The organism is Bradyrhizobium iriomotense (genome assembly GCF_018130765.1).
Classification (GTDB): Bacteria; Pseudomonadota; Alphaproteobacteria; order Rhizobiales; family Xanthobacteraceae; genus Bradyrhizobium; species Bradyrhizobium iriomotense_A.
In genome coordinates this window covers 22,109-33,448 of sequence record NZ_JAFCJZ010000041.1, presented here as the reverse complement: position 1 = coordinate 33,448, position 11,340 = coordinate 22,109, and the positions used below count along the sequence as shown (strand labels likewise).

The window sequence follows — 11,340 nt, the reverse complement described above, 5'->3', positions numbered from 1 at the left end:
TCCGGCCGCGCCTCGCAATCGGCCGGTTCGTTCCAGCCTGAGCAACCAAACCACCAATTCTTGCCCAGCCTCGACGGGCAGCGCAAGAGGTGGTGCCGTAGGGTGGGCAAAGGCGCAACGCGCCGTGCCCACCATCTCGTCGAGATCAATCCCGAAGACGTGGGCACGCTTCGCTTTGCCCACCCTACAAGCCCGCCCTACTCCGCCGCGATCTGCCTTGGTGCCGGCGGCGGGTTCGCCAGGTCCGCGGCGAGCTGGGCGTAGCGGGCTTTTGCGTCCACCACCGCCTTCTCCTTCACCGGGCCGTAGCCGCGGATGCGGTCGGGCAGTGAGAGCAGCTCCACCGCGGTGTCGATCGTGGCCGGCGACAGCAGGCCGAGCACGGTGGCGACGTCCTTCTCGTAGCCTGCGATCAGGTCGCGCTCGAGCTTGCGGTCGGCGCTGCGGCCGAAGATGTCGAGCGGGCTGCCGCGCAGGAACTTGAGTTTCGCCAGCACGCGGAAGACCTTCAGCATCCACGGGCCGAAGGCGCGCTTCTTCGGGCGCCCCAGGGCGTCGACACCGCTCGCCAAAATCGGCGGAGCCAGATTGAAGCTGAACTTGAAGTCACCCTCGAACTGGTCGCGGAGCTGCTGCTCGAAGGCGCCGTCGGTGAAGAGGCGCGCGACTTCGTATTCATCCTTGTAGGCGAGGAGCTTGGCGTAGTTCACCGCAACCGCACGCGGCAGCGCGTCGCCATAACCGCCCTGCTTGGCGGCATCGCCCACCTGGTCGACCAGCTTGCGATAGCGCTTGGCGAGACGGGTGTTCTGATAGGCGGCCAGATGCTTGGCGCGGTGCTCGATGACCTCATCGAGCGTCATGGCATCCAGCGTCTTCGGCGCAACCACCTCGTCCGTCCCCTTCAGCATGTCGGCAAGGCGCTGGGGATCGGCGACCGCGAGGCGGCCGAGGCGGAAGGCTTCCTTGTTCATCTTGATCGAGACGCCATTGACCTCGATGGCCTGCTCGATCGCTTCAGCCGACAGCGGGAACAGCCCCTTCTGATAGGCATAGCCCATCATCATCATGTTGGTGGCGATGCTGTCGCCGAGCAGCTGCTCGGCCGGCCTGGTGAAGTCGAAGAACACCGAGTCCTTGTGCAGCGCCGTCTCCAGCACCGCATTGAGCTTGCGGGTCTGGAAGTTGAAGTCGCGGTTGAGGATGAAATCGGCGGTAGGGATGACGTGGCTGTTGATGACGCCGCGGGTGCGGCTGGAGTCGCAGAGCGAGATGGTGTCCTTGGCAACCGCGACCACCTCGTCGGCGGCGAGCACGAGATCGGCCGTGCCGGTGACGATGCGCGAGCAGGTCACCTCGGCCGGATGATCCGACAGGCGGACATGGCTGAGCACCGCCCCGCCCTTTTGTGCCAGGCCCGACATGTCCAGGATCATCGAGGCCTTGCCCTCGATGTGCGCGGCCATGCCGAGCAGCGCGCCGATGGTCAGCACGCCGGTGCCGCCGACGCCACCAACCGCGATGTTATAGGGCTTCTCGAGCGTCGGGCGCGAGGCCGGCTCGGGCAGCTCGCCGATCTCAACGAGCTCGGCCGGCGCGCGGTGGCGCGGCGCGCCGCCGTCGATGGTGACGAAGGACGGACAGAAGCCTTTGAGGCAGGAATAGTCCTTGTTGCAGGACGACTGGTTGATGGCGCGCTTGCGGCCGAACTCGGTCTCCAGCGGCTCGACCGAGATGCAGTTCGACTGCACCGAGCAATCGCCGCAGCCTTCGCAGACCGCCGGGTTGATCATGACGCGGCGCGCCGGATCCTCCATCAGGCCGCGCTTGCGGCGGCGGCGTTTCTCGGCGGCGCAGGTCTGCACGAACACGATGGCCGACGTGCCCTTGTACTCGCGGCACATCTTCATGACGTTCTGCAGCTCGTCGCGGTGATATTTCTTCACGCCGGGCGCGATGGTGTCAGCCGGATAGGCGTCCGGATTTTCCGAGACGAGATAAATCTCGCTGATGCCCTCGGCATGAAGCTGGGCCATGATCTTCTGCGGCGAGAGATCGCCGTCATGGCGCTGACCGCCGGTCATCGCGACGGCGTCATTGTAGAGAATTTTGTAGGTGATGTTCGCCTCGGAGGCGACCGCCTGGCGGATGGCGAGAATTCCCGAGTGGAAATACGTACCGTCGCCGAGATTGGCGAAGATGTGGTTCTCGTTGGTGAAGGGCGCGATGCCGACCCACGGCACACCCTCGCCGCCCATATGCGTGAAGGTCTCGGTCGAGCGGTCCATCCACAGCGCCATGAAATGGCAGCCGATCCCGGCGAGCGCGCGACTTCCCTCGGGGACCTTGGTCGAGGTGTTGTGGGGACAGCCGGAGCAGAAATAAGGGGTGCGGGAGACGGGTGCGACCGCCTGCATCTGGGTCGCCTGACGGCCATTGAACCAGTCGGCCTTGACGCGGAGCATCTCCGCGATCTCGGGGTTGAGATTAAGTCGGAGAAGTCGCTCGGTGAGCGAGGTCGCAAGCGAGGCGACGCTGAGCTCGGCGGCGAAGGTGAGGAAGCGCTTGTCATGCTCGTCCATCTTGCCGACGATGCGCGGGCGGACGTCGTCGCGCCAGTTGAACAGCTCCTGCTTGACCTGGTTCTCGACGATCTCGCGGCGTTCCTCGACGATGAAGATCTCCTCGAGCCCGATCGCGAACTGGCGCACGCCTTCCGGCTCCAGCGGCCAGGGCATGCCGATCTTGTAGAGACGAAGGCCGATCTTGGCGGCGACCTCCTCCGTAATCCCGAGCTCGCGCAGCGCCTGCCGCACGTCCTCATAGCTCTTGCCGGAGGCCATGATGCCGAAGCGCGCATTCGGCGAATCCATGGTGACGCGGTTGACCTTGTTGGCGCGCGCAAAGGCGATCGCGGCAAAGCCCTTGTAGTCCTGCAGGCGGCGGTCCTGCTCGAAGCGGTCGTCGGGCCAGCGCAGATTGAGGCCGCCGGGCGGCAGCTCGAAATCGGAGGGGATGATGAAGGGCTTCATCTCGTCGGTGAGGTCGATCTCGGCGGTGGTCTCCACCGTCTCCGTGATCACCTTCATGCCGACCCAGCAGCCGGAATAGCGCGACATCGCGATGCCGAGCAGGCCCATCTCGATCATCTCATGGATGCTCGAGGGATAGAGATACGGCATCAGCGCCGAGATGAAGGCATGGTCGGACTGATGCGGGACGGTCGAGGATTTTGCGCCGTGGTCGTCGCCGGCAAGACAGAGCACGCCGCCGTTCTTGGCCGAGCCGGCGGCATTGCCGTGGCGGAACACGTCGCCGCAGCGATCGACGCCGGGGCCCTTGCCATACCAGATGCCGACCACGCCGTCATACTTCGCGCCGGGCGAGAGGTTGAGCTGCTGCGAGCCCCAGACCGCGGTTGCCGCGAGGTCCTCGTTCACGCCGGGCTGGAACTTGATGTTGTACTGCTCAAGATGCTTGCGGGCGGCGAAGAGTTGCTGGTCATAGCCGCCGAGCGGCGAGCCGCGATAGCCGGAAATGAAGCCCGCGGTGTTGAGGCCGTTGGCGCGATCCCGTCGGATCTGGGCCATCGGCAGGCGGACCAGGGCCTGGATGCCCGTGGTGAAGACGTGTCCGGTCTGCTGGGTGTATTTTTGATCGAGACTGATCGGACCCTGGTTGATGCCCATTCTTGTCCTCATCCGCCCTTTTGAGCGTTTGGCTGCTTAAGCCGTTGCCTGCCCGTCGTTTTTAGCTAGGGCGCGCCGACTACCTCTGCCACTCTATGTCGGATATTTGACGCGGCGCATCAGAAATCTGGACCAAAGGGAGCGCCGGGTAAAAATCGCAATTTCGTGGCTGCAAAGGCATCGGGCATTTTCAATTTGTGTCACCATACCCCCGCCGTCGCGAAATGAATTGACGCTCCCTTCACGCGGGTAAGGTCGATTGGTCGCAGGAGAGGCTTTCGATGCGGACGATTCTGACTGGATTGGCTCTTGCGGGTTTGGCGTTGTGCAGTGCGGTTGCAGGTACGGTCACAAGCGCGGCCGGTGCCGCCGAACCGTCGCCGGAGCTGATCGCCTATGGCAAGACGCTGGTCGAGGCCGGCGACTGCGCGGGCTGCCACACCGCCGATCCGGCAAAGCCGTTCGCGGGCGGAAAGCGCATCGACACGCCCTTCGGCGCGATCTATGCGCCGAACCTGACGCCCGACCGCGACACCGGGATCGGCGCCTGGGCGGATGCCGATTTCACCCGCGCTCTGCGCTACGGCATCGCGCCGGACGGATCGAATTATTACCCGGCCTTCCCCTACCCCTACTTCACGAAGATGACCAAGGACGACACGCTGGCGATCCGGGCCTATCTCGGCACGCTTGCACCGGTGACGAGCCGCAACAAGCCGCCGGAGCTGCGCTGGCCGTTCGGCTACCGCCGCCTGATGCGGATCTGGAATGCCATGTATTTCAAGCCCGGCCTGTTCGAGCCGGACCAGAACCAGAGTGCGGCGTGGAACAGAGGCGGCTATCTCGTCACCGGGCTCAGCCATTGCGGCGCCTGCCACACGCCCAAGAACTATTTTGGCGCGGACAAGCAGGCCCAGGCGCTGTCGGGCAACGAGGTCGGAGGCTGGTACGCGCCAAGGCTCGATGGCGCCGCGCGCACCGGGCTGAAATCCTGGAGCGAGGGGGACATCGCGGAGTATCTGCAAAGCGGGCGCAACGCAAACAGCCATGCCGGCGGCCCGATGGCCGAGGTGATCGTCAAATCCACGGCGAAGATGAGCGAGGCCGATGTCCGCGCAATCGCGCTGTATCTGAAAAGCCTGCCGCCGGCGCGGCGCGAGACGATCGTGACGCCGCCCGACGATGCCGAGATGAAGGCCGGCCAGGCGGTCTACGCAAAGCTCTGCATCGCCTGCCACGAAGCCGACGGCACGGGAGCGCCGCGAATCTATCCGCCGCTGCCCGGCAATGCGCTGCTGCAATCGGTCAATCCATCCTCGACCCTGCGCCTCATCCTCGACGGCGCCTACACCGTGACGACGCCGCGCGCACCGAACACCGGCGAGATGCCGCCCTATGCCAAGACATTGTCCAACAGCGAGATCGCGGCGGTGACGAACTACATCCGCAATTCCTGGGGCAACGCCGCCCCAGTGGTGACGCCGTCGCAGGTGGCGAAGGCAAGGAAGGAGGAACCGTAGCTCAACGCTGCCTCCTTCTCGTCACCTCTACCTCTCCTCCTCACCCGTGAACACGAATTTCGGCATCTCCCATTTGTAGCGCACCGCGAGCAGGCGGAAGCTGATGCCGAGGATGAAGGTCAAAATGGTCCATAGCTCGGCGTTGAGGTTGAGGCCGAAGGCGGTGGCGTAGAACAGGCCCGTCACCACCGAGACGCTGGCGTAGAGCTCGGAGCGGAACAGCAGCGGCACGTCGTTGCAGAGCACATCGCGGAGCACGCCGCCGGCGCAGCCCGTCACCATGCCGGAGACGATCACGATCGGCAGCGTCGCGTCCATCTGCCAGGCAACGTCGCAGCCGGTCATGGTGAAGACGACGAGGCCGATGGCATCGAGCACGATGAAGGCGACCTTCAGCCGGTGCACGAGACGCGCAATCAGGATGGTGACGAAGGCGGCGCCGCCGGCGAGCGCGAGATAGATGGGGTTCTGCACCCAGGCCAGCGGATAATGTCCGAGGAAGAGATCGCGTAGCGTGCCGCCGCCGAGCGCAGTGATGCAGCCGAGGAAGCAGACGCCCAGCCAATCCATGCTGCGGCGTCCGGCAGCGAGCGCAGCCGTCATGCCCTGCGCGGCCAATGCAACCAGCGTCAGGAAATGCAGCACGGTATCGGTCGGTGGCAGGCTCCACATCGCCCTGTTCCCTCCCTCGCACAATGGAACTCATGCACGGGGCTCCCGACGGAACAGGTTCCCGATTCCCGGGCTTGAGGCAACACGCGACGAAAGCATAAAGGGGGCGGAACAGAATCTCGCAGCTGAGGGTTGTCCCGGCGCAATAACCGAGGAGACCAATCGATGGCTGACGACCGTTTTCCCAACGATCCGTATCGCCCGAACCTCGCCGACGATGAGTATCTTCGCGCGGCACGCCGGGATGGCGACCTTCAGGCCGATCCCGAGCTTGGCGAAGGCCCTGCCTCCAGCGGCAGGATCGCGCTGTTTGCCGTGGCCGTCGCCCTGGTGCTCGGCGCCGTGTTCTACGGCCTGAACAACAGCACCACGGGCAACCAGGCGAGCAACGAGCCGACGTCGCGGACTGCTCAGCAGTCGGCGCCGGCCAAACCGGCCGCCCCTCCCGGCATGCGTGACGTGACGCCGCCGCGCAGCAACACCGAGCCGGGTATGACCACGGGTGCTGCGCCAAGCAAGCCGGCCCCGGATCCGGCCGCTCCGTCTGAGGGCGCGAAGTAACAGTCACAAGGTAGAGCGGCGGGACTCGACATCCCGCCGCTTTTCGTTTGGCTCTAGCCAAACATCTTGTTGAGCTCGCCGCCCGGATAGCCGCTGCCGAGCTCGGTGAACGTTCCCTTCTCCGCCATCTCCTTCGCGGCGCGCATGAAGCCGCCCCAGGCGGCGCGAGCGAGCGAGCCGCCGACGCTGATGCGGCGCACGCCGAGATCTTCGGCTTCCTTGAGCGACAGGCCGGAGCCGCCGATCAAAAGATTGAACGGCTTCGGTGCGACAGCCTTCACCACCGCGGCAATGTCCTCGCGCGTTTTCAGGCCCGGCGCGTAGAGGCAGTCGGCACCGGCGTCGGCGTAGGCGGTGAGCCGGTCGATGACGAGCGTGAGATCGGTCACGCCCCAGAGATACGCCTCGCAGCGGCCGACCAGCAGCGTGCCGCTGTCGCCGATCGCCTTGCGCGAGGCCTTGATGCGCTCGACCGCCACTGCGCGGTCGTAGAGCGGCTTATCCTTGTCGCCGGTGGAATCCTCGATCGACAGGCCGGCGACGCCGGTCCGCACACAGCGCTCGACATTGTCGGCGACCTTGTCCGGCTCGACGGCGAAGCCGCCCTCGAAATCAGCGTTCACGGGGATGTCGACGGCCGAGCTCAATGCTGCCAGATGCTGACAGACGTCCTCGACGGTGACGTGATTGTCGGCCTTGCCGACGGTCCAGGCAAAGCCCGCGCTCGATGACGCGATCGCCTTGAAACCGAGATGCTGCAACGCCTTGGCGCTGCCGACGTCGACCGGATTGGGCAGGATGAAGCAGCCACTCTCGTGCATCTTCTTGAACGTCGCGCGCTTGTCCGCGGTCGTCACGTGCATGTTTCTCTCCCTTGTTGACCGCGCAGAGATAGGCACGCTGGCTCGGACGCGCTAGTGCGCGTCGTGCACCGCACGGCTGTCCTTCGGCGCCTCGTCGCGATCGTTCATGCCGTAGTCGCGGATGACGCTGGCGATGCGCAGGTGATAATCGGCAAAGATCTGTGCCCTGCCCCTCGCCTGGGTGCGGCGGTGCTCCATGGTGTTGCGCCAGGCCTGCACGGCCGCCTCATCCCGCCAGAACGACACCGACAGGATCTTGCCCTTCTCGGTCAGGCTCTCGAAACGCTCGACCGAGATGAAGCCGTCGATAGTTTGCAGGAGAGGCTTCAGATCGGCTGCGAGGTCGAAATAGGTCTGGCGGTGTTCCGGCTTGGGCCAGACCTCGAAGATCACGGCGATCATGGGCGTCTCCTCTTATGTGAGTATGATCTGTTTCGGAAAACCGCGTTGCATTTTGCGCTAACGCGGCCCTTCGGGTCCGGATCATGCTGGCGTGACCTACAATACCACCTTGCGCAGGAAGGTGCGCTCTTCGGCGAGGATGAATTTGTGCTCCTCGGCGAAGTGGAAGTTCGCCATGCCCTCCGCGTCCTGCCGCAGCCGGTCGCGATAGGCCTCATAGGCGGCGAGGCTCTCGAAGGTGATCAGCGCAAACGCGATGTTGTTGGTGCCCTCATGCGGCATGAAATAGCCGATCAGGTCGCCGCCGCATTTCGGGATGATGGTGAGCCAGCGTTTTGAATATTCCTCGAACTGCGCGCGCTTGAAGGGATCGAGCTGGTAGCGGATGAAGACGGTGACGGACATGATGGGCTCCTGATTGGTCGTCGCAGCGGGCAAAGCAACATCGTCGCCGCTGAAGCTTCTGGATTGCTTCGCTTCGCTCGCAATGACGTGTTCGCAGCCACACGCTACGCGCTTGCCCGACCACAATGCTTCGGCTACCATCGAAGCATGAAATCAGGCCCCGACATCGCCATGGTCGCCTCGCTGGTCGGCGACCCCGCCCGCGCCAATATGCTCACGGCGCTGATGAACGGCCGCGCGCTCACCGCGAGCGAGCTGGCGCAGGAGGCCGGCATCACGCCGCAAACCGCGAGCTCGCATCTGGCCAAGCTCGAGGCCGGCGGACTGATCGAGCCGGAGAAGCAGGGCCGCCACCGCTACTACCGCCTCACCGACGACGACGTCGCCGGCGTGCTCGAAGGGCTCGCAGGTCTCGCCGCGCGCACCGGCCACATGCGCGTGCGCACGGGCCCGAAGGATCCGGCGCTGCGGCGCGCGCGGATCTGCTACGACCATCTCGCCGGCGATCTCGGCGTGCAGATGCTCGACTCCTTGCGCGAGCGGCATCTCGTGAAGCAGAAGAAGCAGGAGATCGAGCTGACGGCCGAGGGCGAGCGCTTCCTCGCCAAGCACCTGCAGATCTCTCCCGACATGCTGGCCCATCCGCGTCGCCCGGTCTGCAAGGCCTGCCTCGACTGGAGCGAACGGCGTCACCACCTCGCCGGCACGTTAGGGGCCGCCATGATGCAGCGCTTTGCCGAGCTGAAATGGGCCGCGCGCGATCCCACGCCCGGCAGCCGCGTCGTGAACTTCACCCGCACCGGCGAGAAGCAGTTTGCCGCGCTGTTCGGCAACGGCAACCGATAGGACGCACGCCCGCAAAGCGTGATATAGTCCGCGCTGTTACCCTTGAGTTGCATAACGACATTGCCTTTGCTAGCCTTCCTCCCATTTCAAGGAGGAAGATATGGCAAATCGTGCATTGCTGATCGGTATCAACGACTATCCGGGGCAGCCGCTGCGGGGCTGCGTCAACGACATCAAGGACATGGCGAATTTTCTCGTAACGTCCTGCAATTTCGCGGAAGACGACATTCGACTGCTGGTCGATGCACGCGCAACGACGGACGGAATCTACGAGCGGTTGGGCTGGCTGCTGACCGGTCTCAGCGAGGGAGACCGCGTGCTGCTGCACTACAGCGGGCACGGCACGATCTTCTCGCGGCGAAACTCGCAAGGACAGGTGATCGACAAGCAGGACTCGATTTGCCCGGTCGATTTCGACTGGTCGCGCGAGCGCGCGATCCTGGCAAGCGACCTTCAGAAAGCCTTCGCGACGATCCCCAAGGGCGTGGACTTCGTTTTCGTTTCGGACTCTTGCAATTCAGGCGATCTGTCGAGGGGTCTGCGTCCCTTCGCGGTGAAATTCCTGGTGCCGCCGGCCGATATGGCCTGGCGCGTCGAGACCGCCGACAAGAAGAAGCTGGCCCTCAAGACCTTGAGGTCGGCAGTTCACGACAATTGCGCCTTCGTGTCGGGATGCCGTTCCGATCAGGAATCCGCGGACGCCACCTTCGCCAATCGTCCCAACGGGGCTCTCACCTATTTCCTGCTGGAGACGCTCAAGTCGGAGATCTTTTTCAAGCAGTCACTGGCCAAGGTCATTCCGCGCGTCGTGTCGCGGCTCAAGGACAATCACTACCCGCAAGTGCCGCAATTGCATGGGCCGGATCAGTTGATCGGCCTGCCGTTCCTCGGCGGCAACTCCGCACCGGGGCCGGCGGCCGGACCCAAGCCTCCCAAGAAGAAACAAGCCAAGAAGGCCAAGAAAGCCAGGACGACGAAATAGCGGGCGTCCTGGGATCGCCCCGGTCAACGCGCGCCGGTGAACGGAAGCGAGCCGTTACAGAGATGCGTGACAGCACACAATCGCGTGTGAACAACGACGGTCGTCGTGGCCGGGCTTGACCCGGCCATCCACGCGTTTATGGGCTCCGTCATTCCGGGCGATGCGAGGCATCGAACCCGGAATCTCGAGGTTCCGGGTTCGCGCTCCGCGCGGCCCGGAACGACGCCTCCAATGACGAGACCCCGAATGAACCGTTTCCTTTCCGCTACGCTCGCGGCCGCTTTCCTCGCCTCTCCTCTCACCTCCACCCACGCCGCCGATACCGCCCCGCACGAGCCCTACGGCATCGCGCTGGAAGGCTTTGCCTATCCCTATCCCGTGCACCTGTTGCCAGTCGTCAATGACGGCGAGCAGCTCAGCATGGCCTATATGGACGTAGCACCCGCGCAGCCGAATGGCCGCACCGTCGTGCTGCTGCACGGGCGCAATTTTCCGGCGAGCTATTGGGCGCCTGTCATCAAGATGCTGAGCGAGGCGGGTTATCGCGTCGTGGTGCCGGACCAGATCGGCTTCGGCAAATCCTCCAAGCCGGCGGGCGAGCTGCATTTCGACAACCTGGCGCGCAACACCATTGCGCTGCTCGATCATCTCAAGATCGACAAGGCCGAAATCGTCGCCCATTCGCTCGGCGGCATGCTGGGCGTGCGCATCGCGCGCGCCTATCCGGACCGCGTCGCCCATCTCGTACTCACTGCGCCGATCGGGCTCGAGGACTATCGCCTCTACGTGCCGCCGACGCCGACCGAGAAGATGATCGAGACCGAGGACAAGCTCACCGCCGAGGGTTATCGCAAGCAGCTGCAGACCAATTACGCGATCAAGCTGCCGCCGGACGCGATCACCCCGTTCATCGATGCCCGCTTCAACATCAAGGGCAGCCCCGACTATCCGCGCTGGCTGCGCGCCTTCGTCTCTTCCGGCCAGATGATCTATCGCGAGCCGGTCGCGCACGAGATCCCGCTGATCGCGCTGCCGACGCTGTTCATCATGGGCGCCGACGACCACAACGCGCCGGGCCGGCCGCTCGCGCCGGAGGCGCTGCGCGCAAAAATGGGGCAGAACGCAGAGCTTGCGAAGCAGTTCGCCGCGAAGATGCCGAACGCGCGGGCTGAGGTGATCCCCGACACCGGCCATCTCGTCTTCTTGGAGGCGCCGGAGAAGTATCGCGAGCTGGTGCTGGGCTTTCTCGGCCGCTAGCGACAGGTGAGTGTCGCCTGAGGCAGGATGCGGAGCACGTTCACGCCGCATTCAGGTCATGATTGGCAGGCTTGGATCGCGACGTGTCGGCATGTTGCAAGTTTAACGTGTCGAATCGTGTCTTTTGATTCATTGTGCGCCGC

General features: G+C 64.5%; 11 protein-coding genes. 5 read left to right on the top strand and 6 right to left on the bottom strand.

Going from position 1 to position 11,340, the window contains the following annotated elements; genetic code table 11:
- Positions 1-183, bottom strand: a 183-nt coding sequence (locus JQ635_RS38195) for a hypothetical protein (RefSeq protein ID WP_211414915.1), incomplete at its 3' end; no start/stop codon positions are given.
- Between the two features lie 14 nt (positions 184-197).
- A complete protein-coding gene (locus JQ635_RS38190; protein WP_211414914.1) occupies positions 198-3,689 on the bottom strand; it encodes an indolepyruvate ferredoxin oxidoreductase family protein in 3,492 nt (1,163 codons plus the stop codon).
- 281 nt (positions 3,690-3,970) lie between these two features.
- Between JQ635_RS38190 and JQ635_RS38185 the strand changes: the two genes are divergently transcribed.
- Positions 3,971-5,209 carry a cytochrome c gene (locus tag JQ635_RS38185; protein WP_211414913.1) on the top strand — a complete coding sequence of 413 codons (1,239 nt, stop codon included), beginning with the start codon at positions 3,971-3,973 and terminating at the stop codon, positions 5,207-5,209.
- Positions 5,210-5,236: 27 nt separating this feature from the next.
- Here JQ635_RS38185 and JQ635_RS38180 read toward each other — a convergent pair whose 3' ends face one another.
- Entirely contained in the window at positions 5,237-5,881 is a 645-nt protein-coding gene (locus JQ635_RS38180) for a trimeric intracellular cation channel family protein (protein ID WP_211414912.1), read from the bottom strand.
- 165 nt (positions 5,882-6,046) lie between these two features.
- On the opposite strand from JQ635_RS38180, the gene JQ635_RS38175 reads away from it, so the two are divergent.
- On the top strand, positions 6,047-6,442 hold the full coding sequence (locus tag JQ635_RS38175; protein WP_211414911.1) for a hypothetical protein: 396 nt from the start codon (positions 6,047-6,049) through the stop codon (positions 6,440-6,442).
- 53 nt (positions 6,443-6,495) lie between these two features.
- Here JQ635_RS38175 and JQ635_RS38170 read toward each other — a convergent pair whose 3' ends face one another.
- From JQ635_RS38170 to JQ635_RS38160, 3 genes are all read right to left on the bottom strand, one after another.
- Entirely contained in the window at positions 6,496-7,305 is an 810-nt protein-coding gene (locus tag JQ635_RS38170; protein WP_211414910.1) for an isocitrate lyase/PEP mutase family protein, read from the bottom strand.
- Positions 7,306-7,356: 51 nt separating this feature from the next.
- On the bottom strand, positions 7,357-7,707 hold the full coding sequence (locus JQ635_RS38165) for an antibiotic biosynthesis monooxygenase family protein (protein ID WP_036011104.1): 351 nt from the start codon (positions 7,705-7,707) through the stop codon (positions 7,357-7,359).
- 96 nt (positions 7,708-7,803) lie between these two features.
- Positions 7,804-8,112, bottom strand: a complete 309-nt coding sequence (locus tag JQ635_RS38160; RefSeq protein WP_211414909.1) for an NIPSNAP family protein — start codon at positions 8,110-8,112, stop codon at positions 7,804-7,806.
- A gap of 147 nt (positions 8,113-8,259) precedes the next feature.
- Between JQ635_RS38160 and JQ635_RS38155 the strand changes: the two genes are divergently transcribed.
- The 3 genes from JQ635_RS38155 (at position 8,260) to JQ635_RS38145 (ending at position 11,197) form a co-directional block, all read left to right on the top strand.
- The gene (locus JQ635_RS38155) at positions 8,260-8,958 is read left to right on the top strand and encodes an ArsR family transcriptional regulator (protein ID WP_211414908.1); all 699 of its coding nucleotides are present in this window, start codon (positions 8,260-8,262) and stop codon (positions 8,956-8,958) included.
- Between the two features lie 100 nt (positions 8,959-9,058).
- Positions 9,059-9,940, top strand: coding sequence for a caspase family protein (locus JQ635_RS38150; RefSeq protein WP_211414907.1), 882 nt, complete (start codon positions 9,059-9,061; stop codon positions 9,938-9,940).
- Between the two features lie 246 nt (positions 9,941-10,186).
- Entirely contained in the window at positions 10,187-11,197 is a 1,011-nt protein-coding gene (locus JQ635_RS38145; protein WP_211414906.1) for an alpha/beta fold hydrolase, read from the top strand.
- The last annotated feature ends 143 nt before the right edge of the window (positions 11,198-11,340 follow it).